We start from the raw sequence: 22,501 nt of genomic DNA, 5'->3' as shown, positions 1-22,501 counted from the left end.
CACGCAACAATCGGCGCGTATAGGGATCGCCATGCTTCGCATCGTCCTCTTTCTCGTCCTGATCGCGCTGGCGGCGGCCGGCGCGGCCTGGGTTGCCGATCAGCCCGGCGACCTCGTGCTGACCGCGGGTGGTTTCCGCATCTCGACGACGCTTCCCAGGTTCGTTCTCCTGCTTGGCCTGTTTGCCGTGGCCGTCGTGCTGGTCTGGAGCATCCTGACCACGATCTGGCGCACGCCGGGGCGTCTGCGCCGCCGTCGCCACGAAAAGCGCCAGGCCCGCGGCCGCCACGCCATCACCCACGGCCTGCTCGCGATCGGTCATGGCGATTCCGCGCTCGCCCGCCGTCACGCCGACGCGGCGCGGCGGCATGCGCCGAATGATCCGCTCGCTCTGCTGCTGCATGCGCAGTCGGCCCAGCTCGAAGGCAATCGCGACGAGGCGCAGCGCGTCTTCCGAGTGATGGCCGAGCGCGAGGACACGCGGCTGCTCGGCCTGCGCGGCCTGTTCATCGAGGCGCAGCGCGCGGACGATGCGGTCGGCGCGGTGATGATCGCGGAGGAAGCGATCAAGCTGTCGCCGTCCTCGACCTGGGCATCGCATGCGGTGCTCGGCTTCCGTTGCGCGCGCAGCGACTGGAGCGGGGCACTCGCGATCCTCGACTCGAATCTGCGTGCGGGGCAGATCGACAAGCGGACCTATCGCCGGCAGCGTGGCGTCCTGCTCACCGCGCGCGCGCTGGAACTGGAAACGATGGACCGCGACGTCGCGCGCGAGAGCGCAATGGAGGCGGTCAAGCTCGCACCGACCCTGGTGCCGGCGGCGGTGCTCGCGGCGAAATTCGAGAGCGAGGCGCATCAGGTGCGCCGCGCCATGAAGCTGGTGGAAGCCGCCTGGCTCGCCAATCCGCATCCCGATCTCGCGGACGCCTATGCGCATGTGAAGCTCGGCGATACCGCATGGCACCGCTTGCAGCGGGTCGAGACCCTCGCCGCGAAGACGCCAGCCGACAGGCCCGGTCATTTCGAAGGTCAGCTCGCGATTGCCCGCGCTGCGATCGATGCTTCGGAGTTCGCCCGCGCGCGCGAGGTGCTCGCGCCTTATCTCAAGGATCCGACTCAGCGCGTCGCGCTGCTGATGGCCGAGATCGAGCGCACCGAGCACGGTGACGGCGGCCGCGCCCGCGCCTGGACCTTGCGCGCGGTGCGCGCCCGCCTCGATCCCGCCTGGACGGCGGACGGCTATGTCAGCGACCGCTGGCGTCCGGTCTCCCCGGTCACCGGCCGCCTCGATGCGTTCCAGTGGCAGACACCGGTCGCGAGCCTGCCCTCGGACAAGGGCCCCACGCTCGAATCCTCGGCCTTCGAGGAAGCCATGCTGGCCGCCCCGCCGCCGAAGCGGGTGGCCGCCGCTCCCAGCGAAGCTCCGATGGAACCGCCGGTGACGGTCCCGGTGTCAGCGCCGGCCGCCCAGGACAATTCACCCCCTCCGGCCCAAGAGGTTGCCAGGGAATCCACGAAGGAGGAGCCGGTGAATCCGGCTCCGGCGCCCGCCGAATCATCGCAGCCGGCGGAAACGCCGGTCTTCCGAACCCGAGCTGACCTCGGCAAGCCGGCTTCGGCGCCGATTCAGGCCGTCATCCCGATCGTCCGTGCGCCGGATGATCCCGGAATCGACGACGACGGCCCCACCGATGAATTCACGGAACAAATCGGCACGCCGAAGGCCCAGGCCGGCGGCTGGCGCGGATTCTGGTCCCGCTGGGGCGCGTGAAGCGCATTTCGCGTCCCGCTTGTCCTTGCCAATTCGGGCCATGCCCGATATCAGGAGCGCGCGTATCGGGGCCGGCATCGCCCGGGTCCCGGCAGGGTCGCCGCAATAGCTCAGTCGGTAGAGCACGTCATTCGTAATGACGGGGTCGGGGGTTCGAATCCCTCTTGCGGCACCAGCGCTCAAGATTTCATCCGATCACCCGCAAACGGGCGTTTGACCAGCGCGTCAGCCTTCATGAAGGTTCGTTCAGCTGGGGTGATCGCGATCACATAATCTCAGACATGACTTCCCTAACGTCCCCGGCACGCAAACACGGGGAGACTTCACATGCGCAAGATCATTCTGATTGCCGCCATGCTCCTGGCTTCTGGGTCTGCCCAGGCAGGCGGGTCTCGCAGTTTGTCCTTGGCCGCGGCAGGTGAGCAGAGCTCCGCTCCGCAAACCACGACGACGTCGGCGACCACTGTCACGACGCAGCTGAGCGAAGCCGCACCAGCCACCGAGGCTCAGAAATATTACGATCGTCCGCCGGCGGTATCGCTCGCGGCGCCGGCTCCAGTGACCGCTCCGGCGGTGACCACACCCGCGACGACCTCCGCGCCGGTCACGACGACAAAGCCCGCCGCCAGCACCACGGCAAGGGCAGACAAGCCGAAGCACAAGCGCAGCTGGACCGAGCGCCGCATCATCAGCGAGCTGCATCGCCACGGCATCTACTGGTAAGCCGCAGACCTGTACCTCAATCTCGCCGTCATGCCCGGGCTTGACCCGGGCATCCACGTCTTCGCCCCTGATCCAAAAACGTGGATGGCCGGGACAAGCCCGGCCATGACGCAAGAGTTTTGGATTGGACCAATCGCGCGTTACTGCGAAACCGTCTGCACCACGCTCGAGATCGGACGTGCGTTCGTGCCTGCGGTCGGCACCTTCATGTCCTTCATCAGCGCCTCGTCATATTCCGGCAGCGTCTGGAGCGTCGCCTTGGCTTTCATCTGCACGACCTTGTAGCCGCCGGCCTTGAGCCGCGCGAGCAGCGCCGGCATGGCTTCGCCGGTGTGCTTCTGGAAATCGTGCATCAGGATGATGCCCTTGCCGAGCTTGTCGAGCCGGGTCATCACCGTCTCGACGATCTTCTCCGGCGTGGCACCTTTTCTGAAGTCGAAGGAATCGATGTCGGTCGAGAACATCGCGACGTTGCGGGTGCCGAAATAGCTCACCATCGCGGGATTGTGCTGGAGCTGCGGAAACCGGAAAAACGGCGCCGGGTTGGTGCCGAGCGCGAATCTCACCGCGCTGAAGCCCTTCTCGACCTCGTCCTTGACTTGCTGCTCGGTCATCTTCTTGCTGTTGAGGTTGACGTGCGACCAGGTGTGCGTGCCGACCGTGTGGCCCTGGGCCAGCACCTGTTTCAGGATTTCCGGATGATAGGTCGCGTGCTTGCCGACCGAGAAGAACAGGCCCTTGGTGCATTCGTCGGCGAGCGCCTTCAGCACCGCGGGCGTGTTGATCGGCCACGGACCGTCGTCGAAGGTCAGCACGACCTCCTTGTCGGTGAGGAAGTCGAACTGCTTGAAGTGCTCGAAGCCGAAGCCGGGACCGCCCGTGGTATCGATCTCGACGACGCGGGACACACCCAACGCGTTCGGATTGGCGCAGGCCTGCTTCGGCTGCATCGGCATGATCGGGGCGGGCGCAGGTGCCGGAGCGGCTGCCGTGGGCTTGGCCGCGATGGCCGCGGTGGTCTCGACGTCATCCCTGGCGAGCTTCGCCTGTGCCGGCAGTTGATCGGCGGCACGAGCGGCAACTGTCTTGGGAGCGCCCTGGTCGGCGCGCGCGGAATAATAGAACCAACCGCCGGCGGCGATCACGACCGCCGCAACTACACTGGCCAGCATCAGGCCCAACGCATTACGCATCGCTACTCTTTCCAATTACGCAACCAAACCAGCGGAATCTTCCGCGCGACCAGCCATTAATGCGAAGTAAGAGTTAACGCGACACCAACACGACAGCGGCTGCGGAGGAATTTCAACGGGGTGCGCCAAAGTGACCGGGATCACAGAGGATGGGTCTCCCGTGAGCGTCATCACAGTGGAAACGGTTTTGCCGGAGCATCGTGGCTCCCATCGACAACCGGCCCGCTTTGCGCGGAGCCAATGGGAGCTTCAAATGACCAGGTCTCTGAATACCAAGCCGTTTACCAGCAAGATCCGCGACACCAGCCTGGCTCTGGGCTTTGCCGCCATCGTCTCGATCGCTTCGACGAGTTCGAGCTTCGCCTTCTCGGCCGAGGCGCAGCAGATGTGCACCGGCGATGCCTTCCGCCTGTGCTCGGCGGAGATCCCCAACATCCCGAAGATCACGGCGTGCATGATCAAGCATCGTTCGGATCTGAGCGCCGGCTGCCGCGCGGTGATGGACAAGAACCTCGCCAAGGGCGCCTCGCGCAAGGTCGCTGACGTCCAGGACAAGCAGTAAGAGCGCGCAACCGAGATCGTTGCGTCGGTCAGCTCCCCTCGCGATGTGCCCCGGCGTCAAGCCGGGGCCCTCGCGGCGGCGCTCGCCCCGCCCGGCCACAAAGCCGTTGCAGCCCCGGGATCGTCGCACTAGCTTCGCCCGCAGATCTTTCCGGGTAAGAGGCATTACGCGATGACCAGATTTCTTTTCATCATCCCTTTGCTCATGTTCGCATCGGGCGCGTCGGCGCAGCAGCTGGGTCAAGACGCTTGCGCGCGTGACGTCACGCGCTTCTGCCGCGCCGTCATGAACAATGGCGATGGCGCCGTGCTCGCTTGCCTGAAGCAGCACCGCACCCGCCTCAGCAAGGCCTGCGATAAGGTGCTGACGGATCACGGGCAATGATCGTCATTCCGGGGAGCGCCGTTAGGCGCGAGCCCGGAATCCATTTCTCCAAATATATGCCGCTCGATGGATTCCGGGCTCGCGTTTCGCACGCCCCGGAATGACAGCACCTACGTGCTGCTGCCCGCAGCGGTCGCAACCACCGGCAGCACCTCGCCATCGGCGCGGTCCGGCGTCTCGTCCTTCCAGCGCACCGAACCGAACGGGCGCTCGAGCATGCGGCGGATCCGCACCGGCTCGGGGCCGATGTGAAAATCGATCGCCTGCTGATGCAATGCGCGTTCGGACTGGGTCGAGCGGTTGCGCTGGCGCAGGTAGTCGAACCAGGTCGGACAGTGATAGCGCTCGGTCCACAATTCGGGATCGGCAATGTCGCGCGCGATCGACCAGCCATAGGCGCCGTTGCGCTGTCGCGAGAGCTGCACGTCCTGCATCACGTTGTGGAACGCGCGCGCATTTTCCTGCGCGACGCGATATTCGATCTCGACCACAAGGGGCCCGCTGCGCCCCGTCAGCGACAGCTTCACCTCGGGATCGGCCAGCATGTCCGCATCCTCGTTGCGGGCGCCGACGCGCGGCATCGTGAGCCAGATGCCGAGCACCGGCGAGATCAGCATCAGGCCGGCCGCCGTCAGCAATGCGATCTCGACGCCGGCATAGTCGGTGAGACGGCCCCAGCCCCAGGCGCCGATCGCGATGCCGCCGGCGATCGCGGCCTGGAACGCCGCAAGCGAGCGGCCCGCGACCCAGCGCGGTGCCGACAGCTGCACGCCGATGTTGAACAGCGCGATCGCAGCCATCCAGACCGCGCCGGCCAAGACCAGCGCCGTTGCCGTCAACACCGGCTCGCTGCTCACCGCGAGGGCGGCCATCGCGAAGGCCATCGAGATGGTGCAGGCGCGGATCGCGGCCTCGCCGCTCATGCGCTTGCGCAATTCGTGGATGTTGAGTGCGCCGATCACCGCGCCCATGCCGAAGGCGCCGAGCATGATGCCGTAGGTCTGCGCGCCGCCGTGCAGGAGGTCGCGCGCGACCAGCGGCATCAAGGCCATCACGGCGCCGCCGATCAGGCCCATCACCAGCGTGCGCAACAGCACGATCTTGATCGGCGGCGAATTGGTGATGTAGCGCACGCCCGAGACCATGGCACGGTTGAGCTTTTCCCGCGGCAGGCGCGAGGGCTCAGTGCTGCGGCGCCAGAGCAGCAGCACGACCAGCAGCGGCAGATAGAGGATCGCATTGCAGGCGAACGCGGCCACGGCGCCGAGTGTAGCGACGATGACGCCGCCGACCGCAGGACCGAAGCTGCGCGCGATGTTGTAGCTGATGCCGTTGAGCGCCACCGCGGACGCCAATGCCTCGGGCGGCACCTGTTCGCTGACCGAGGACTGCCAGGCCGGGCCGAACAGCGCATTGCCGCTGCCGACGACGAAGCAGAAGACGAGCAGCAATTCGGGGGTGATCAGGTTGAGGCCGGCCAGCACGGTGAGCGCGCTCGCGCCGGTCAGCGCGATCGACAGTGAGACCAGGGTGACGATGCGGCGGTCATACATGTCGGCGATGGCGCCGGCGGGCATCGAGATCAACATGATCGGCAGCATCAGTGCGGTCTGCACCAGTGCCACCTTGTCGGCCGAGGCGGCCATCTGCGTCATCGCCCAGGCCGCGCCTACGCCTTGGATCAGGAGGCCGAGATTGGAGAGCAGGCTGGCGAGCCAGATGCGCCGGAACAATGTGTACCGCAGGGGGGCGGTGATGCCGTCGCCGGCAAATGTCTGGCGGTTCGTCTGCTCGGTCATATCCCCTTCCAAATCGGGTGTCAGAACTGGCTTCAGCGATTCCGATTGGATCAGTGATGCCTGCGAAAGTCCTTCGCTGTCCAGTGGTTAGACAGGTATAAGCGGTGCAAAGTCATGGTTTTGCCGGGAGGAACAGATGAGGCTGTCGCGACGGACGATCCTGCTCGGAGCCGGCAGCTTGCCTTTCGCGGTTGCGAGCATGCGGGCCGGCGCGATCGCCCAAACGGCACCTGGCGTCCCGCCGAGCACCGAGGTGCCGCCGATCCTGCTCGTTCACGGCAATGGCGATTACGATGCGCTCTGGATGACGACCTTGTGGCGGATGGAATCGAACGGCATCGCCCGCGAGCGCATGATGGCGATCAATTTCACCGATCCCCTGGCGCGCAGCGATGACAAGGTCGAGCAGGCGAACCGCTCCTCGACCGAGGACCAGCGCCGCGAGCTCGCCGCTGCCATCACGGAATTGAAGCGCCGGACCGATGCGGCGCGCGTGGCGCTGGTCGGCAGCTCGCGCGGCGGCTATGCCATTCGCAATGTCATCAAAAACGGCGGTGCCGGCGATGTCAGCCACGCCGTCCTGTGCGGCACGCCCAATCACGGCGTGTTCGCGACCGATGACCAGCCGAACAACGAATTCAACGGCCGCGGCGTATTCCTGCGCGGCTTGAACGAGGGCGAGAGCGAGGTGACGCCGGGTGTTGCTTTCCTCACCCTGCGCAGCGACGGCATGGACAAATATGCGCAAGCCGACGGCCGCTTCATCGGCAAGCCTGGCACGCCGACCGGTGTGACCGCCGAGGGGCCTGAGCTGAAGGGCGCCACCAACCTCGTGCTCGGCGCGCTCGATCATCGCGAGGTGGCGTTTCATCCTCGCGCATTTCGGGAGATCTACAAGTTCATCGCCGGCCGCGAGCCCGCCCGCATCGCGATCGTGCCGGAGACCAGCGTGAAGCTGAGCGGGCTTGTCACGGGAACGCCAGGCGGTGTGCCGACCAATCGTCCGGTCGCGGGCGCAACCGTCGATGTCTTCCGTGTCGATCCTGATACCGGGGAGCGCAAGGGTGGTGCGCTGCACAGCGCAAAGACCGCTGCCGACGGCCGCTGGGGACCGGCGCAGGTCGATCCGGCCTGGTCGCTCGAATTCGTCCTGGCCTCGCCGGGCGCGCCGACCACGCACATCTATCGCTCGCCGTTCCCGCGTTCGTCCGACGTCGTGCATCTGCGGCCTGCGCGCCCGCTCGGGCCGGCGGACAAGGACGCGGGGGCGGTCGTGATCATGTCGCGGCCGCGCGGCTATTTCGGCCTGCCGCGGGACGTGGTGCTGTTTGATGGCAAGGAGCCGGCCGACGTCAAGCCGGGCGTGCCCACGGATGCGGCAGCAACCCTGCGGCTTCCGGCCAGCGAGATCGGGCGTAACATCGTGGCCCAATTTGGCGAAGAACGGATCGTGGCGCGCGCCTGGCCTGCCGCCGAGAACAGGATTGCGATCGCCGAGCTGACTTATTAGCTGTTTAGCTGCGACACATCTGCGGGAGAGAGCCATGAATATCGCCAGCGTGCGTCGGCCCATAATCCCTCCGGCTCCTCCGCGTGCGCCCGACGACATGTCGTTCTTCGGCCGTCTCGCGGTGATCCGGCAAAACATGATCGCGACCTGGGGGCAGCGTGCCTATGAGGAAGAGGTCGTCCCGGGCCGCTTCTTTTTCCGCAACAGTTTCATCCTGAACCAGCCGGACGCGATCCGGCACGTTCTGCTCAGCAATTACGAGAACTATACGCGCACGCCGGCCGGCATCCGCATGCTGCGGCCGGTGCTCGGCGACGGCCTTCTGATCGCGGAAGGTCATTCCTGGACATTTCAGCGCCGCACTCTCGCGCCGGCCTTCACGCCGCGCGCCACCGCAAATCTCGTCCCCCACATGACGGCGGTGCTCGACGAGACCATCGCGAAGCTCGATGCGCAAACAGGCAATCCGGTCGATCTGCGCGAGATCATGCAGCGCATGACGCTCGAGATCGCCGGGCGCACGATGTTCTCGTTCGGCATGGACCGGCATGGCGCGACCTTGCGCAACTTCATCATGGAATATGCCGCGCGGTTGGGGCGCCCGTATCTCCTCGACATGGTGATGCCAGTGTCCTGGCCGAGCCCGATGGATTTCGCCCGCGCGCGCTTCCGCAGGCGCTGGACCGAATTCGTCGCGATGCTGATCGCTGAACGACGTGCGGCCGGCAAGAAGGACGGCGCGCCGCCGCGCGACCTGTTCGATCTCATGGACGAGGCGCGCGATCCCGAAACCGGCAAGGGCTTCTCGGACGAGCAGCTCGTGGACGAGGTCGCGACCATGATCCTCGCCGGCCACGAGACCACGGCGACGGCGCTGTTCTGGGCGCTCTATCTGCTGGCGCTCGATCCTGACACGCAGGAAGAGGTGGCGTCCGAGACCCGCGGCGAGCACCTCGACAGCATGGCCGACATCGATCGGCAGAAATTGACCCGCGCCGTGATCGACGAGACCATGCGGCTCTATCCGCCGGCCTTCCTGGTCGCGCGGGCCGCGCGCGAGAAGGACAATGCGGCCGGTGTCGAGATCGGCAAGGGCGACATCATCATGATCGCGCCCTGGCTGCTGCACCGGCACGAGAAGCTATGGGATCAGCCGAACGCGTTCGTTCCAAAGCGATTTATGTCGAAAGAGGTGCCGGACCGTTTTGCTTACCTGCCGTTCGGCGCAGGTCCGCGCGTCTGCATCGGCGCGCCGTTTGCCCAGGCCGAATCCGTGCTGGCCCTGGCCCGGCTGATCGGCGCATTCCGTGTCGAGCTTGCCGACCCGGCGACTCCCGTGATCCCGCTCGGCGTCGTCACGACCCAGCCAGACCACTCACCCATGTTCCGCATCACGCGTCGGTGACAGGCGCTCGTCTGGCCGATGGCGTGATCCACCCTAGATAGAGCCCCGCCATGAGCGACATCCAGGCCCAGTTCTCCGTTCTGAAGCAGACCGCCGACGCGAAGGTGGTCGATGCGATCACCCGTCTCATCGAGGATGGCGAGGATCACGAGCTTAACCGCGTCAATGTGCTCGATTTTTCCGGGCAGCACGGTCTCGACGAGGAGCGCGTGATCTCGGCGTTCCTGCATTCGGCGCGGCTCGGACTGTTCGACCTCGGCTGGAACGTGCTGTGCCCGGGTTGCGGCGGCGTGCTGGGCGCGCACTCGACGCTGAAGGCGCTCAAGCCGGACGATTATCACTGTGCGCTCTGTGCCTGCGGCTACAAGGCCTCGGTCGACGACCAGGTCGAGGTCTCCTTCACGGTGAACCCGCGCGTCCGGCGCATAGCCGCGCACGATCCAGATACGCTGCCGGTCTGGGATTATTTCAAGCAGGTGTTCTGGAGCTCCGGGGTCGACTTCAACAAGGAATCCTTTGCGGCACTCGCGAACGAGGTGACGCTCGACACAATGGAGCTGCCGGCGGGCGAGAAAGCGACCATGTCGCTGCAACTGCCGAACGACTTCGTCATCATCTTCGAGCCGGTGACGCACGCCGCACATTTCATCGACGTCCAGGGCGAGCCGACCAAGGACCGCCAGCAACTCGCCATCATGTACAACAAGGTCCAGGCGCCGACGGGCACGACGACCATGCGGCCGGGCCCGCTGCGTCTGTCGCTGGAGAACCAGGCCGGCGTGCGCGTGCTGCCGTCGGTGTTCATCGCAGCCGAGGCGCTTCACCACCTCATCGGCAAGCGCAAGCCGTTCCTCACCGCCAAGCGGATGCTGTCGAACCAGACCTTTCGCGATGTCTTCAAGGCGGACAATCTCAGTCTCGACCAGCGCCTCCAGATCACCTCGCTGACCTTCCTGTTCACCGATCTCAAAGGCTCGACCGCGCTCTACGAGCGCGTCGGCGATCTCGCCGCCTTCGATCTCGTGCGCGCGCATTTTCATGCCCTGCTCGAGATCATCTCCTCCGAGAAGGGCGCGGTGGTGAAGACCATCGGCGATGCCGTGATGGCGACCTTCGTCCGCCCCGAGCACGCGATCGTCGCCGGCCTGCGCATGCGCGCGGCGATGGACGAGCTCAACAAGAAGCGCGGCACCGACGATCTCATCGTCAAGATCGGCATCCATGAAGGGCCGTGCCTCGCGGTCATGCTCAACGAGCGGCAGGATTATTTCGGCCAGACCGTCAACATCGCCGCGCGCGTGCAGAGCCTGTCGACCGCGCAGGAGATCCACATCACGGGTCCAGTGCTGGACGCTCCCGCGGTCGCCGAAGTGCTCGAGCGGCGCGCGATCAAGCCGATCCAGAAGCAGGCTGCGCTCCGCGGCATCGCCGACAGGATGGTAGTGTATGAGATACCGTAAGGGGTGGGAGGTGGTTGCTACGCACTCCGTCTTTGCGAGCGCAGCGAGGCTTCGCTGCGCTCGCAACGGCGTTGTGGAAGCGGACGTTCGCCACACTCTCTGTCGTCATGTCCGGGCTTGACCCGGGCATCCACGTCTTTCTTCGTGGTGACGCGTGGATGGCCGGGACAAGCCCGGCCATGACGGTGAATGAGACAGCCCAGATTGCCGAAACGTAATGCAGCGCGCGGAACTGACACACGTTGCGCCCGTTGAGTTTCCCTCTCATATAATGCTGGTAACAGCCGCGCTCCTTGCGGCTGTCATCGATCTCGGTAGGACCTTATGCTCGACGGCTTACGTCAATTCATCGCCGACATTGTCGGTCCTCAAGCCTCGGACCGCGCATTCGGCGACAGCGATTATCGGCTGGCGGCCACTGCACTGCTGGTCCACGTGGTCTCGCTGGACGGCCAGCCGAGCGCGGCCGAGCAGCGCAAGCTGCACAGCCTGATCGAAAGCCATTTCGGGCTCGATCGCGGCACTGCGGATCGTCTGATCGCGGACGCCACCCAGGTCGAGGGCGAGGCGGTGGACCTTTATCACTTCACCAGCGTCATCATGCGCTCGCTTGACGAAGAGGGCCGCAAACGCATCGTCCGGATGATGTGGGAGCTGGTCTATGCCGACGGCCAGGTCAGCGAGTTCGAGGACAATGTCGTCTGGCGTGCTTCCGACCTGCTCGGGATTTCCCAGCGCGACCGGATCGAGCTGAAGCACGCGGTCGCGGAGCGTGCCGGTGGTCAGCTCAAGGATAGTGCCGTCGGCTGACGGCGCTGGACCCGGGGTATCGCGGCTCGTGTGGGCACATGACGAAAGTTTAATATATTCGTCGCCTGCGCCGAATACGCCTGCAAATCAACGGTTTTCCTGCATTGCCGCTCGTTCTGCTCAAGCGGCCATGCTGCCAGTGCCGCTTGCCTGTTGCGCACGGCCTATGCTCTCGTTCCGCCGTTGCGGGGCTAAAATAGTTGAATTCAAGAGACTTCGATCGTGGCTGAGCGGGTGACGCTGATTACTGGTGCTTCGGCGGGCATCGGGATGGAGCTGGCGCGTGTGTTTGCCGCCAATGGACACCGCCTCGCATTGACCGCGAGACGGGCGGATCGGCTCGAAGCGCTCGCGAACGAGCTCGCTGTCAAGGGCGGCAAGAAGCCGATCGTGATCGCCTGCGATCTCGAGAAAGCGGATGCCGGCGAGACGATCGCGGCAGCCCTTGCAGCCGAGGGCGTCGAGCTCGACCATCTCGTCAACAATGCTGGCTTCGGCGTGTTCGGCGATGCCATCGAGCGCGATCGCATCGAGCAGATCGGTATCGTCGATGTCAATGTCCGGGCCCTGACGGATCTGTCGCTGCGCTTTGCCGATCAGCTGATCAGGAACAAGGGCGGTCTTCTCAATGTCGGCTCCGTCGCCGGCTTTCTGCCCGGTCCCGGCATGGCCGTCTACTACGCGTCGAAGGCTTATGTGATTTCCTTCACCGAAGCGTTGCGGGCGGAGCTTGCACCGCGCGGCGTCCGCGTCACCGTGCTTTGCCCAGGTCCGGTGCCGACCGAATTCCAGGCCCGCGCCGGTGTTGGATCGCAACATGATACGGCCGTTCTCAACGTCTCCGCGACCGAAGTTGCGCGTGAGGCGTATCGTGGCCTGATGGCCAACAAACGGGCAGTGCTGCCTGGCCTCGGTATCAAGATCGTGCCGTTCGCGCTGCGTTTCTTCCCGCGCGGCTTCATCCTTGCGGCGACCAGCCGGTTTCAAAGGCACAGGCACTAGAGGCCCCGTAGTGGCCCGGAGTTTGCTTCAGTATCGCACGTATGTGCGCGAACTCACACGATGTTAACCATCGCTTAGCTATGCTGGCGGTCTGAACCGATAGCACTCGCAGAGGCCATGTCGTTCCGGACGGACAGGTTTGGTGGCGCAGAGGTGGTGGCCTTCCCACGGAGGGCGCCGAGCGTCGCCGCCTCTGAAACCCGGTTGCCGGTTCTGATCGTCCTGCACCAGGAATGCTCGACACCGGGCCGCGTTGGCAATGCGCTGCGCGCGCTTGGTCATCGCCTCGATATCCGCCGTCCCCGCTTCGGCGATCCCCTGCCCGAGACGCTCGATCGGCATGCCGGCGCCGTGATCTTCGGCGGCCCGATGAGTGCCAACGATCCCGATGATTACATCCGCCGCGAGATCGACTGGATCGAAATTCCGCTCCGCGAGCAGCGGCCGTTCCTCGGCATCTGCTTAGGGGCGCAGATGCTGGCGATGCAGCTCGGGGCCCGAGTCGCCCCCCATGCGGAGGCGCTGACCCAGATCGGGTATTACCCGATCAGGCCGACCGCTGCGGGCCGTGCGCTCTGCCCGCACTGGCCGGCGCAGGTCTATCACTGGCATCGCGAGGGATTTGAGCTGCCGGTTGGCACTGAGCTGCTCGCCGAAGGCGATGATTTTCCGGTGCAGGCGTTCCGTGCCGGCAATGCTTTCGGCGTGCAGTTCCACCCCGATGTGACCTACGCGATGATGCATCGCTGGACCACGCGCGGCTATGACGGCTTCAGCGCGCCCGGTGCGCGGCAGCGGCACCATCACTTCGCGGATCGCGCCGTCTACGATGTCGCGGAGCGCGCCTGGCTCGATCACTTCATCAATGGCTGGCTCGCACGCCGGCCGGTGCTGGCGCAAGCCGCCGAGTGATCGCGCCTTCGCGCAAGTCCTTGTCTCTTCCCTGGATATGCTAGGTTCGCTGCCAACGAGCGCGCGCGAAATCGCACCGGCAAACAGGGGAGAGCGTCATGGCCTACGAACACATTCTCTACGAGGTGAGCGACAAGATCGCGACCATAACGCTGAACCGCCCCGACCGCATGAACGCGTGGACGCCGATCATGGAGCGCGACGTGCGTCACGCGATGGAAGCGTCGAATGTCGACGACAATGTCCGCGTGATCGTGCTCACCGGAGCGGGCCGCGCCTTCTGTGCCGGTGCCGACATGGATGCGCTGAAGGGGCTTGAGCCCGATGACGTCAGGCGTGCCTCGAACCTGCCGCCGTTCGACATGAATCGCCGGCCGGATTGGCAGACGCGCTACGGCTATTACCCTTCGATCAAGAAGCCTGTGATCGCCATGCTCAATGGCGCCACGGCCGGCATAGGACTCGTGCACGCACTCTATTGCGACTTGCGCTTTGCTGCCGACAACACCGTGTTCACGACCGCCTTCGCGCGGCGTGGCCTGATCGCCGAGCATGGCATCAGCTGGATGCTGCCGCGTATCGTCGGCCACGCCAATGCGTTGGATCTGTTGCTCTCGGCGCGGCGCGTTTCGAGCGAGGAGGCGTTGCGGATCGGGCTGGTCAACCGGCTCTGTGCGCCGGAGAAGCTGCGCGAGGAGACCTACGCCTATGCGCGCGATCTCGCCGATTTCGTCTCGCCGAGCGCCATGGCCGTCATCAAGCGTCAGCTCTACGAGGTCCCGTTCCAGACGCTTGCCGAGGCGACGATCGAGGCCAACCGGGAGATGATGGTGGCGTTGAACGGGAGTGATTTCAGGGAAGGCGTGGCGAGCTTCATGGAGAAACGGCCGCCAAGGTTCACGGGGAGGTAGGGGGATCTATCAGCTACAGTCCGTCTTCGCCCTTCGGGCTTCGCCGGACACCACGCTTCGCGCTTCGGGCTCCGTCGTGGCTGCGCCACGCGTAGCCCGAAGGGCGAAGCGTGGTGGAGCCAGGCGGGATCGAACCGCCGACCTCGTCATTGCGAACGACGCGCTCTCCCAGCTGAGCTATGGCCCCTTTGCTGGCCGCTCTGGTGAATGCGGCCGACAACCGGGCGCCATTTAAGTCCCCGCCAAGGTCAAGTCAAGGACGGGCGTAACCCGGTTTTAGCCATTCCGGTGCCCGAACTTCCCTTGTTTGGGCCGGGGGGAACCGATATCTAGCAAAAGGCGTCAATCCCGACCGCAGCCAGAGTTTTCAAAAGCCAGAGTTTTCAAAAGCCATGCGTGCCGTTCTCGACATCGTCATCATCGTGCTCGACCTCTACGTCTGGCTGCTGATCGCCTCCGCGATCCTGTCCTGGCTGATTGCCTTCAACGTGGTGAACACCCGCAACCAGTTCGTGTCGGCGGTGGCGGAGTTCCTGTACCGGATCACCGAGCCTCTGCTGGCGCCGATTCGCAATTTCCTGCCCAGCCTCGGCGGTCTCGACATCTCGCCGATCATCCTGATCCTGATCATCATGTTCGTCGAGCGGGTGATCCTGTACTACATCTACCCGAACGTGATCTGAGACGGCTGGAGCGCCTTTGGTTGCCAAGGAAGCTCATAAAGAACCCTGGCGCTACTCGGCCACAGGAATCAGCATCGCTCTGAGGGTGACGCCGCGCGGCGGCCGCGACGACATCGACGGGATCGAGCAACTCTCGGATGGGCGTACGGTGCTCAAGATGAGGGTGCGCGCCATTGCCGATGGCGGCGAGGCCAACAAGGCCGTTTTGGCGCTACTGGCGAAATCGCTCGGCGTTCCCAAGGCCAGTGTAAAGCTGCTATCCGGAGCCACCTCGCGGCTGAAGCAGATCGCGATCGACGGCGATCCGGCGCGGCTCGGAGAAACCCTGCGCCAGCTTGTGTCGGCCAAATCGAAAGACTGAGGGAACTGACATGACGGCCAAGATCATCGATGGAAAAGTCATTGCCGCGGAGCTGCGCGCCCGGGTCGCTGAGGAGGTCGCCAGGGTCAGGCGCGAGCACAATCTGATCCCCGGCCTTGCGGTGGTCCTGGTCGGCAACGACCCCGCCAGTGAGGTCTATGTTCGTTCCAAGCATACCCAGACCCAAGCGGCCGGCATGGCCTCGTTCGAGCACAAGCTGCCGGCCGACGTCTCGCAGGGAGACCTGCTGGCGCTGGTCGCAAAGCTCAACCGCGATCCGGCCGTGCACGGCATTCTCGTGCAGCTGCCCCTGCCGAAGGGGCTGAATACCGAAGCCGTCATCAACGCCATCGATCCCGCCAAGGATGTCGATGGCTTGCATCCGAACAATGCCGGCCGGCTCGCCGGTGGTTTCGAGGCGCTGTCGCCCTGCACGCCGCTCGGCTGCATCATCCTGACGAAGAGCGTGCACGCTTCGCTCGAAGGCATGAACGCGATCGTCATTGGCCGCTCCAACCTGGTCGGCCGCCCGCTGGTGCAGCTGCTGTTGAATGAAAATGCCACGGTCACGATCGCGCATTCGCGTTCACGCGATCTGCCGGGTCTCGTGAAGAAGGCGGACCTCGTCTATGCTGCGGTGGGCAAGCCCGAGATGGTGCGCGGCGACTGGCTGAAGTCGGGTGCAACCGTGATCGATGTCGGCATCAACCGCATCCCGAAAGATGACGGCAAGACGCGCCTCGTCGGCGACGTCGCCTATCAGGAAGCGCTTGGCGTTGCCGGTGCAATCACGCCGGTGCCGGGTGGCGTCGGTCAGATGACGGTGGCGTGCCTGCTGGTGAACACGCTGCGCGCAGCCTGTGCGATCGCAGGGCTGCCGAAACCGGCGGTGTAGGCAACTCTTGTGCCCCGGACGCAGCGCAGCGCTTCTTCAGCGGTGCGCTGCTGAGCGGGGGTCCAGTGGCGGCATGGGTCCCGGCTCGGCGTCGCGTCATTTCATGCCGCGCCGCGTCCGGGACACAGAAGCTCAGCCCTTCTTTTTCTTCTCGCGCTCGATGCCTTCGAGGATCAGCTTGTGCGCTTCCTCTGCGTCGCCCCAGCGCAGGATCTTCACCCATTTGCCCTTCTCGAGATCCTTGTAGTGCTCGAAGAAGTGCTGGATCTGCTGCAGCGTGATGTCCGGCAAGTCGGAATAGCTCTTCACCTTGTCATAGCGCTGCGTGAGCTTGGACGACGGCACCGCCAGGATCTTCTCGTCGCCGCCGGCTTCGTCTTCCATGAACAGCACGCCGACCGGACGCACGCTCATGACGGCGCCGGGAATGATGGCGCGGGTGTTGATGATCAGGACGTCGCAGGGATCGCCGTCATCCGACAGCGTGTGCGGGATGAAGCCGTAGTTACCGGGGTAACGCATCGGCGTGTAGAGGAAGCGGTCGACCACCAGAGTGCCGGCCTCCTTGTCCATCTCGTACTTGATCGGCTCGCCGCCCACGGGGACCTCGATGATGACATTGACGTCGTGTGGTACGTTTTTCCCGATCGAGACCGCATCGATACGCATTCAAGGCTCCGTTGTTGCCGAGGTGAAATCGCGCCCCGGCAGCGATTTTGGCGCTGTCATACGCGGGCTTGGCCCGCTGATCCATCGCGTTTTTGTGAAATAATGAATCCAGCGATCACCGGCTCGAAAGGCGGGCGGTATCGACGGACGGGAACGCTGCCGGGTAGGGTTTCAGCAGCTCAATTGGTCCAAGCGAAGGCAACCTTGTCGAGCGACTTCGGCCCGAATCGCTCGGAAGAGCGCGCCACCATGCGGCCGCCTAGGGCACGGTAGAATTCCGTGGCCGGATCGTTGTCCGAGAGCGCCCACACCACCATGCTCTTCAGCCCGCTCTGCATGAGGTCGCGGCGGGCGGCAGCGAACAGGCGGCGGCCGAAGCCGAGACCCTGGAATTCCGGTCGCAGGTAAAGCTCGTAGATCTCGCCGTCGAAATGCAGGCTGCGGGCGCGGTTGCGGCCGTAATTGGCATAGCCCGCGATCTTGTCCCCGAACACGAGCACGCTGACGCGGCTGCCCTTGCGGATCGCACTGTCCCACCACTGCGGACCGCGGCGGTTGATCAACTTTTCCAGCTCGGCGCCGGGAATGATGCCCTGATAGGCCGAGCGCCAGGCTTCGTCATGAGTGGACGCCACCGCAGTTGCATCTGCAGCTTTGGCCGGCCGGACCTCGATCAGGGTTGTGCTCATGGATACGATCAAACCAAGTCACCGCGCCGGCGGCAAGACCTATCGTTAATTATCGGTTAACCTGTGGACTTTCTGCATCAGTATTTCGACCATGTTGTACCGAAAGAGGACAAGCCGCTGCCTCGAACCGCAACCGCGTGCCGCGCGTCGGTGCAAAACTACGTCTCGGCGGCGAGGGGACGGCAATGGCAACGCAGAAAGTCGGCCGAAATTGATTCGTTCCGACTAATCTGGCTGTCGCTGTTCGCGTTCGCCCTCGGCCAATTCATGCGGCTCCTCAACACCATCGCGCTCCTGCCTCTGCTGGCTTTGCTGACTGCATCCCCTCTGTGCGCCCAGGTCACGTTTGGCCCCTCGGGAGGGGAGGGCGCACCGTTTCGCCGGCAAGCGTGGCGGTTGCCCGCGCGGGATACCGACCTTGCCGCGCATGCTCTCCTGTTTCGTCCCCCGGGCCCGGGTCCGTTCCGACTCGCGGTGATCGCGCATGCCTCGACGCAGAACGCGCTGCGTCGTGCGCAAATGCCGCAGCCGGAATACCGCCCGCTTGCCGCCTATCTCGTCGCGCGTGGTTTTGCCGTGCTGGTGCCGGAGCGGCTCGGCCATGGTGCGACGGGCGGCCGCTATGTCGAGGACCAGGGCGGATGTGACGAGGCCGACTACGCCCGTTCCGGCCGCGCGACGGCCGACGCAATTTCGCTCGCACTGGGCTACTTGCGAAAGCAGGATTTCATCCGCAAGGACGCCGCGATCGTGATCGGCCATTCTGCCGGCGGATGGGGCGCGCTGGCGCTCGCCAATGCTGATCCGAAGGTGATCTCCGCGATCACATTGTTTGCGCCGGGGCGCGGCGGTCATGCCAATGGTGAGCCGAACCGGGTCTGCGCGCCGCATACGCTGCTTGCCGCGGCAGCGGAGTTCGGCAAGGCGGCGCGCATTCCCGTGACATGGCTCGTTGCAAGCAATGACAGCTATTTCGCGCCCGCATTTTCGCAGAAGCTCGCCGATGCGTTTCGCGGAAGCGGCGGCAAGGCCGACCTGCGCTTCCTGCCGGCCGTCGGTAGCGAGGGCCACTGGATGATCGAGACCGAAGCCGGCGTCAAAGCCGCAGGCAGTGCGCTCGAACGCGCGCTGAACCCGGCCAAGCCTGTGGCGACCAAGAAGCCATGACGCTGTATTTCCTGGTCAAGTTTCTCCATGTGCTCGGCGCCATCGTCATCCTCGGCACAGGAACCGGCATCGCCTTCTTCATGCTGATGGCGCATCGCGCGCACGATGTGGAGTTCATCGCGCGTACCGCTTCTGTGGTGGTGATTGCGGATGCGATCTTCACGCTGTCGGCGGTGATCCTCCAGCCGCTCAGCGGCGGGCTGTTGATGATGTTGTCCGCCACATCGATCACGGAAGGCTGGCTGCTCGCTTCGCTGGCGCTCTACGCCATCGCCGGTCTGTTCTGGATTCCCGTCGTGTTCATGCAGATCGAGATGCGCGACCTCGCGCGCAAGGCCGCCGCCCAGCGCAGTGCGCTGCCACAGCGCTACGACGCCCTGTTCCGCCGCTGGTTCGCATTCGGCTTCCCCGGCTTCGGCGCGACGATGGCGATCCTGTGGTTGATGATAGCCAAACCATTCTGAGTGCAGCGATGAATCAGCGAACCATCCTGGTGCTCGGCGCCTCCGGCCTGATCGGCCGCTTCGTCACCGACGATCTGCGCACGCGGGGCTTTCGCGTCATCGGCGTGGCGCGCAGCCTGTCGCCGGCCCAGACAATGAGCGCGCTGGACATCGAGCTGCCGATCCTCTCGCTCGAAGCGGCCGCGCTGACGCATCTCCTCAGCGAGCATGCCGTCGATGTCGTCGTGAACTGCCTCGGCGTGCTCCAGGATGGTCCCGGCAGCAACACGAGCGCGGTGCATCGCGATCTCGTCGCGCGCCTGCTTCAGGCGATCGGCGGCAGCGGTCGCGCGATCCGGCTGGTGCATATCTCGATCCCCGGCGCCGCCGAGACGGATCGCACCGCCTTCGCCAAGACCAAGCGCGAGGCCGAGCGCCTGATCGCGGCCTCCGGCATTCCCCATGCCATCCTGCGGCCCGGTTTCGTGGTCGCTCCGGCAGCCTATGGCGGCAGCGCCATGCTCCGCGCGCTTGCTGCCTTCCCGATCGATTTGCCGGCAAAGGAATTGGCAACTCCATTCCAACCCGTCGCGGTCGAGGACATTTCGGCGACCATCGCCTGGCTCGCCGCACGCGACGTCGACGATGCCGCCGTGAAGGCGGTGAGCTGGGACCTGATGCAGGCGGAACCCGTCACGATGGCTGGAGTCATCGAGCCGTTTCGCGTCGCGTTCGGCACGGCCGGCTGGCCGCGTTTCGCGATGCCGCGCTTCATGCTCGATCTCGGCGCGAAAATCGGTGATCTCGCCAATCACCTCGGCTGGATGCCGCCGATGCGTTCCACGGCCATCGCCGAGTTGCGCCGCGGCGTGCGAGGTGATCCCACGGCGTGGATCGCCGCGACGGGCATCGCGCCGAAGAGGCTGGCGGATGCGGTCGGACGCCATCCCGCCACCATCCAGGACAAATGGTTCGCACGGCTGTTTCTGGTCAAGGCGCTGGTCTTCGCGAGCCTGGTCGCATTCTGGATCGTCTCGGGCTTCATCGCCCTGTTCGTGTCCTACCGCCCCGCCGCCGGCATTCTGAGCGCGCATAACTTCCCGCCCGCGCTCGTCGACCCCATCACCATCGGCACCAGCCTGATGGACATGGGCATCGGCGTATTGATCGCCTTCCGCTGGACCGCGGCGACCGGGTTGGTCGCGGGCATGGTCGCCTCGCTCGGCTACATGGTTGGCGCGGCGATCCTCACGCCCGATCTCTGGATCGAGCCACTCGGCGCGCTGGTGAAGACGGGACCGGCAATCGTGCTTATGCTCGTTGCGCTGCTCATGCTGGATAACCGCTGATGAGCAAGTGGCCCGACGATGACGTGATCCTGTTCGACGGCGTCTGCATCTTCTGCTCGCGCTGGGTCCGCTTCGTCGCCAGGCGCGACACGGCGAAACGGTTCCGGTTCACGCCGATTCAGTCGGATTATGGGGCGCGATTGGCGCGCACGTTCGGCATTGATCCCGATGATCCCGACACGAACGCGGTCGTCCACGGCGGCGAGATCTTTATGAAGTCAGATGCCGCGCTGACGGTGCTATCGCAACTGCCGGGATGGAGCTGGGTGCGCGTATTGTTTGCCGTGCCAAAACCGGTGCGGGACCCGATCTACAGCCTGGTCGCGCGCAACCGCTATCGCATCTTCGGCAAGTACGATGCCTGCTTCGTGCCTGATGCCGATTTGCGGGCGCGGGTGATCGAGTAGCTCGCAATGACGGCGTGTGCGGTTACGGACCGCCCAAAGCCGCCAGCACTTCCTTCGCCGCCCGCTCGCCGCTGTCCCGCGCGCCATGCGCCGTCGTGAAGAAAGTCGGCGATGTCGCTTCTCCCGCGAAGAACAGCCGGGCATCCACCGGTGCGGCCAGCACTGCGCGATCCCCCGCGTGACCCGGTAGCGCATGCGAATAGGAGCCTCTCGCAAGCGGATCATGCGCCCAGCGCGACTCGTAGAGTGGCCTCAGCTTGCGCCTGATCTCGTTGCCGAGGAAGCCGGCGATCTCGTCGATGCTCTGCGCGGCAATGGCGCCGTCGCCGGCCTCTTCCAGCTCGCGCGCAAAGCTGCCGCCGAAGAAGCCTTCGATGCAGGGCTGGCCGAAGGGGCGGATGTGGTAGGTGCCCATGTCGGTCCGCATGGTGGCGCCACGCAGATTGGCCTCCTTCGGAAAGGCTTCGGCGTCATCGAGCGCCAGCGTCACCTTGTCGTCGACGCCCAGCGGCAGGCCGGCTGCGGCCTCGACCTTGGCGGGGAGCGGCGGCGAGAGGCGGATCGCCTCCTCGGCGATCAGATTGGTCGGTACGGTGACGATCGCCTTGGCCGCGGTCAGCGTGCCCTGCGACGTCTCTAGGCGTAGGCGCTTGTCGGAGTGGTCGATCAGCGTAACGTTGCAGTTCAGCGCCACCGGGCAGGGTGCCCCATACGCTGCAACCAGCGCGCCATAGCCGCGGCGGACGCGCCAGTTGAGGCCAGTATCCTCATAGGCGTCCCAGTCCAGCGTGGACATATCCTTGAGTTCGCAGCCGTTGATGTAGGTCGAGATCGCGTCGATCATGGGATTCCAGCGATTGCCGGCCTCGAGGCTCAGGCTCGCGGGTTCGTCCTTGCCCTTTTGCGCGGCTTCCCACAGGCGCTCGTAGAACGCGTCCATCGCGCACATGAAGTCGTCGCGCTCGGCTTGCGGAAAAGCATTGCCGAAGGCGCGCTCACGCCAGGGCGGCAGGTCCTTGTTGACCTCGAAATCGAGTTGTCGCGCGATTGGCACGAAGGAGTTCTTGTCCGCGGAGTGAAGCCAGCCGCAGCCGACGTCGAACGTCACCTCGGGCGAGGCCTGCACGGTCCAGGCCCGGCCGCCGAGCCGGTCACGGGCCTCCAGCACGATCACGGAGAGGCCGGAGCCCGCCAGCGCATGCGCCGCGCCAAGGCCGGCGGCACCGGCACCGATGATCGCGACGTCGACGGAGGAGGGGAGGGAGGTCATGGGCGGGCTCTAGCACGTTCGCGAAGAGTGCTGAAGCCAGTCAAGTATGCAGCTCTCGTGTCCCGGACGCGCTGCAGCGCGCAGCGGTGCGGCGCAGAGCCGGGACCCAGGTGATGCGTGGTGCTG

The 22,501-nt window shown here is 65.1% G+C and carries 23 protein-coding genes and 2 tRNA genes; 19 read left to right on the top strand and 6 right to left on the bottom strand.

Annotated features, from left to right (window positions below):
* Window positions 1–31 precede the first annotated feature (31 nt).
* The 3 genes from ABIA42_RS32870 (at window position 32) to ABIA42_RS32860 (ending at window position 2,494) form a co-directional block, all read left to right on the top strand.
* Entirely contained in the window at window positions 32–1,771 is a 1,740-nt protein-coding gene (locus ABIA42_RS32870) for a heme biosynthesis HemY N-terminal domain-containing protein (RefSeq protein WP_370117344.1), read from the top strand.
* Between the two features lie 99 nt (window positions 1,772–1,870).
* Window positions 1,871–1,946, top strand: a tRNA-Thr gene (locus ABIA42_RS32865).
* 152 nt (window positions 1,947–2,098) lie between these two features.
* A complete protein-coding gene (locus ABIA42_RS32860; protein WP_370117347.1) occupies window positions 2,099–2,494 on the top strand; it encodes a hypothetical protein in 396 nt (131 codons plus the stop codon).
* Between the two features lie 140 nt (window positions 2,495–2,634).
* On the opposite strand, the gene ABIA42_RS32855 is transcribed toward ABIA42_RS32860, so the two are convergent.
* Window positions 2,635–3,687 carry a polysaccharide deacetylase family protein gene (locus tag ABIA42_RS32855; protein ID WP_370117349.1) on the bottom strand — a complete coding sequence of 351 codons (1,053 nt, stop codon included), beginning with the start codon at window positions 3,685–3,687 and terminating at the stop codon, window positions 2,635–2,637.
* A 253-nt stretch (window positions 3,688–3,940) separates the two neighbouring features.
* On the opposite strand from ABIA42_RS32855, the gene ABIA42_RS32850 reads away from it, so the two are divergent.
* Together ABIA42_RS32850 and ABIA42_RS32845 are read left to right on the top strand one after the other, a co-directional pair.
* Window positions 3,941–4,249, top strand: coding sequence for a hypothetical protein (locus tag ABIA42_RS32850; protein ID WP_370117352.1), 309 nt, complete (start codon window positions 3,941–3,943; stop codon window positions 4,247–4,249).
* A gap of 171 nt (window positions 4,250–4,420) precedes the next feature.
* Window positions 4,421–4,633 carry a cysteine rich repeat-containing protein gene (locus tag ABIA42_RS32845; protein ID WP_239628767.1) on the top strand — a complete coding sequence of 71 codons (213 nt, stop codon included), beginning with the start codon at window positions 4,421–4,423 and terminating at the stop codon, window positions 4,631–4,633.
* A 110-nt stretch (window positions 4,634–4,743) separates the two neighbouring features.
* On the opposite strand, the gene ABIA42_RS32840 is transcribed toward ABIA42_RS32845, so the two are convergent.
* Window positions 4,744–6,432 carry an MFS transporter gene (locus ABIA42_RS32840; RefSeq protein ID WP_370117355.1) on the bottom strand — a complete coding sequence of 563 codons (1,689 nt, stop codon included), beginning with the start codon at window positions 6,430–6,432 and terminating at the stop codon, window positions 4,744–4,746.
* 136 nt (window positions 6,433–6,568) lie between these two features.
* On the opposite strand from ABIA42_RS32840, the gene ABIA42_RS32835 reads away from it, so the two are divergent.
* The 7 genes from ABIA42_RS32835 (at window position 6,569) to ABIA42_RS32805 (ending at window position 14,442) form a co-directional block, all read left to right on the top strand.
* Window positions 6,569–7,942 carry a hydrolase gene (locus ABIA42_RS32835; RefSeq protein WP_370117358.1) on the top strand — a complete coding sequence of 458 codons (1,374 nt, stop codon included), beginning with the start codon at window positions 6,569–6,571 and terminating at the stop codon, window positions 7,940–7,942.
* Between the two features lie 34 nt (window positions 7,943–7,976).
* Window positions 7,977–9,347, top strand: coding sequence for a cytochrome P450 (locus tag ABIA42_RS32830; RefSeq protein ID WP_370117360.1), 1,371 nt, complete (start codon window positions 7,977–7,979; stop codon window positions 9,345–9,347).
* 50 nt (window positions 9,348–9,397) lie between these two features.
* Complete coding sequence (locus ABIA42_RS32825; RefSeq protein WP_370117362.1) at window positions 9,398–10,807, top strand: adenylate/guanylate cyclase domain-containing protein; 1,410 nt, start codon at window positions 9,398–9,400, stop codon at window positions 10,805–10,807.
* Window positions 10,808–11,131: 324 nt separating this feature from the next.
* Complete coding sequence (locus ABIA42_RS32820; RefSeq protein ID WP_194390730.1) at window positions 11,132–11,617, top strand: TerB family tellurite resistance protein; 486 nt, start codon at window positions 11,132–11,134, stop codon at window positions 11,615–11,617.
* A gap of 222 nt (window positions 11,618–11,839) precedes the next feature.
* On the top strand, window positions 11,840–12,619 hold the full coding sequence (locus ABIA42_RS32815) for an SDR family oxidoreductase (protein ID WP_271528929.1): 780 nt from the start codon (window positions 11,840–11,842) through the stop codon (window positions 12,617–12,619).
* A gap of 117 nt (window positions 12,620–12,736) precedes the next feature.
* Entirely contained in the window at window positions 12,737–13,531 is a 795-nt protein-coding gene (locus ABIA42_RS32810) for a glutamine amidotransferase (RefSeq protein ID WP_271528931.1), read from the top strand.
* Window positions 13,532–13,629: 98 nt separating this feature from the next.
* Window positions 13,630–14,442, top strand: a complete 813-nt coding sequence (locus ABIA42_RS32805) for an enoyl-CoA hydratase (protein ID WP_370117367.1) — start codon at window positions 13,630–13,632, stop codon at window positions 14,440–14,442.
* Window positions 14,443–14,553: 111 nt separating this feature from the next.
* Here ABIA42_RS32805 and ABIA42_RS32800 read toward each other — a convergent pair.
* Window positions 14,554–14,629, bottom strand: a tRNA-Ala gene (locus ABIA42_RS32800).
* A 205-nt stretch (window positions 14,630–14,834) separates the two neighbouring features.
* Here ABIA42_RS32800 and ABIA42_RS32795 point away from each other — a divergent pair.
* Genes ABIA42_RS32795 through folD form a run of 3 tightly spaced genes read left to right on the top strand, consistent with a single transcriptional unit; the run spans window position 14,835 to window position 16,381 of the window.
* Window positions 14,835–15,125 (top strand): YggT family protein, encoded by a 291-nt coding sequence (locus tag ABIA42_RS32795; protein WP_028177047.1) that lies wholly within the window; start codon window positions 14,835–14,837, stop codon window positions 15,123–15,125.
* A 16-nt stretch (window positions 15,126–15,141) separates the two neighbouring features.
* Window positions 15,142–15,486 carry a DUF167 domain-containing protein gene (locus ABIA42_RS32790; RefSeq protein ID WP_271528933.1) on the top strand — a complete coding sequence of 115 codons (345 nt, stop codon included), beginning with the start codon at window positions 15,142–15,144 and terminating at the stop codon, window positions 15,484–15,486.
* 10 nt (window positions 15,487–15,496) lie between these two features.
* A complete protein-coding gene (gene folD, locus ABIA42_RS32785) occupies window positions 15,497–16,381 on the top strand; it encodes a bifunctional methylenetetrahydrofolate dehydrogenase/methenyltetrahydrofolate cyclohydrolase FolD (RefSeq protein ID WP_271528934.1) in 885 nt (294 codons plus the stop codon).
* Between the two features lie 132 nt (window positions 16,382–16,513).
* On the opposite strand, the gene ppa is transcribed toward folD, so the two are convergent.
* Both ppa and ABIA42_RS32775 read right to left on the bottom strand, forming a co-directional pair.
* Entirely contained in the window at window positions 16,514–17,050 is a 537-nt protein-coding gene (gene ppa, locus ABIA42_RS32780; protein WP_028177050.1) for an inorganic diphosphatase, read from the bottom strand.
* A gap of 179 nt (window positions 17,051–17,229) precedes the next feature.
* Entirely contained in the window at window positions 17,230–17,739 is a 510-nt protein-coding gene (locus tag ABIA42_RS32775; RefSeq protein ID WP_008136728.1) for a GNAT family N-acetyltransferase, read from the bottom strand.
* 267 nt (window positions 17,740–18,006) lie between these two features.
* Here ABIA42_RS32775 and ABIA42_RS32770 point away from each other — a divergent pair, with 267 nt between their 5' ends.
* Genes ABIA42_RS32770 through ABIA42_RS32755 form a run of 4 tightly spaced genes read left to right on the top strand, consistent with a single transcriptional unit; the run spans window position 18,007 to window position 21,105 of the window.
* A complete protein-coding gene (locus ABIA42_RS32770; RefSeq protein WP_370117373.1) occupies window positions 18,007–18,906 on the top strand; it encodes an alpha/beta hydrolase family protein in 900 nt (299 codons plus the stop codon).
* Window positions 18,903–19,370, top strand: a complete 468-nt coding sequence (locus ABIA42_RS32765) for a DUF2269 domain-containing protein (protein WP_271528939.1) — start codon at window positions 18,903–18,905, stop codon at window positions 19,368–19,370. The genes ABIA42_RS32770 and ABIA42_RS32765 overlap by 4 nt, the downstream gene beginning before the upstream one ends.
* Window positions 19,371–19,378: 8 nt before the next feature.
* Window positions 19,379–20,698, top strand: coding sequence for an SDR family oxidoreductase (locus tag ABIA42_RS32760; protein WP_370117376.1), 1,320 nt, complete (start codon window positions 19,379–19,381; stop codon window positions 20,696–20,698).
* Entirely contained in the window at window positions 20,698–21,105 is a 408-nt protein-coding gene (locus ABIA42_RS32755) for a thiol-disulfide oxidoreductase DCC family protein (protein WP_239628787.1), read from the top strand. Before ABIA42_RS32760 ends, ABIA42_RS32755 begins: the two co-directional genes overlap by 1 nt.
* Window positions 21,106–21,127: 22 nt before the next feature.
* Here the strand turns inward: ABIA42_RS32755 and ABIA42_RS32750 are convergent, their stop codons facing one another.
* Window positions 21,128–22,375, bottom strand: a complete 1,248-nt coding sequence (locus tag ABIA42_RS32750; protein ID WP_370117380.1) for a flavin monoamine oxidase family protein — start codon at window positions 22,373–22,375, stop codon at window positions 21,128–21,130.
* Between the last annotated feature and the right edge of the window lie 126 nt (window positions 22,376–22,501).

This window comes from Bradyrhizobium sp. USDA 327, from assembly GCF_041262065.1.
GTDB classification, from domain to species: Bacteria; Pseudomonadota; Alphaproteobacteria; order Rhizobiales; family Xanthobacteraceae; genus Bradyrhizobium; species Bradyrhizobium liaoningense.
Note: the sequence above shows the minus strand (reverse complement) of the source record. Positions and strands in the feature narration are given on the sequence as shown.

Coding starts and splice junctions, on each gene's coding strand:
- ABIA42_RS32870 (WP_370117344.1), top strand. CDS start 32: ATGCTTCGCATCGTCCTCTTTCTCGTCCTGATCGCGCTGGCGGCGGCC.
- ABIA42_RS32860 (WP_370117347.1), top strand. CDS start 2,099: ATGCGCAAGATCATTCTGATTGCCGCCATGCTCCTGGCTTCTGGGTCT.
- ABIA42_RS32855 (WP_370117349.1), bottom strand. CDS start 3,687: ATGCGTAATGCGTTGGGCCTGATGCTGGCCAGTGTAGTTGCGGCGGTC.
- ABIA42_RS32850 (WP_370117352.1), top strand. CDS start 3,941: ATGACCAGGTCTCTGAATACCAAGCCGTTTACCAGCAAGATCCGCGAC.
- ABIA42_RS32845 (WP_239628767.1), top strand. CDS start 4,421: ATGACCAGATTTCTTTTCATCATCCCTTTGCTCATGTTCGCATCGGGC.
- ABIA42_RS32840 (WP_370117355.1), bottom strand. CDS start 6,432: ATGACCGAGCAGACGAACCGCCAGACATTTGCCGGCGACGGCATCACC.
- ABIA42_RS32835 (WP_370117358.1), top strand. CDS start 6,569: ATGAGGCTGTCGCGACGGACGATCCTGCTCGGAGCCGGCAGCTTGCCT.
- ABIA42_RS32830 (WP_370117360.1), top strand. CDS start 7,977: ATGAATATCGCCAGCGTGCGTCGGCCCATAATCCCTCCGGCTCCTCCG.
- ABIA42_RS32825 (WP_370117362.1), top strand. CDS start 9,398: ATGAGCGACATCCAGGCCCAGTTCTCCGTTCTGAAGCAGACCGCCGAC.
- ABIA42_RS32820 (WP_194390730.1), top strand. CDS start 11,132: ATGCTCGACGGCTTACGTCAATTCATCGCCGACATTGTCGGTCCTCAA.
- ABIA42_RS32810 (WP_271528931.1), top strand. CDS start 12,737: ATGTCGTTCCGGACGGACAGGTTTGGTGGCGCAGAGGTGGTGGCCTTC.
- ABIA42_RS32805 (WP_370117367.1), top strand. CDS start 13,630: ATGGCCTACGAACACATTCTCTACGAGGTGAGCGACAAGATCGCGACC.
- ABIA42_RS32795 (WP_028177047.1), top strand. CDS start 14,835: ATGCGTGCCGTTCTCGACATCGTCATCATCGTGCTCGACCTCTACGTC.
- folD (WP_271528934.1), top strand. CDS start 15,497: ATGACGGCCAAGATCATCGATGGAAAAGTCATTGCCGCGGAGCTGCGC.
- ppa (WP_028177050.1), bottom strand. CDS start 17,050: ATGCGTATCGATGCGGTCTCGATCGGGAAAAACGTACCACACGACGTC.
- ABIA42_RS32775 (WP_008136728.1), bottom strand. CDS start 17,739: ATGAGCACAACCCTGATCGAGGTCCGGCCGGCCAAAGCTGCAGATGCA.
- ABIA42_RS32770 (WP_370117373.1), top strand. CDS start 18,007: ATGCGGCTCCTCAACACCATCGCGCTCCTGCCTCTGCTGGCTTTGCTG.
- ABIA42_RS32765 (WP_271528939.1), top strand. CDS start 18,903: ATGACGCTGTATTTCCTGGTCAAGTTTCTCCATGTGCTCGGCGCCATC.
- ABIA42_RS32760 (WP_370117376.1), top strand. CDS start 19,379: ATGAATCAGCGAACCATCCTGGTGCTCGGCGCCTCCGGCCTGATCGGC.
- ABIA42_RS32755 (WP_239628787.1), top strand. CDS start 20,698: ATGAGCAAGTGGCCCGACGATGACGTGATCCTGTTCGACGGCGTCTGC.
- ABIA42_RS32750 (WP_370117380.1), bottom strand. CDS start 22,375: ATGACCTCCCTCCCCTCCTCCGTCGACGTCGCGATCATCGGTGCCGGT.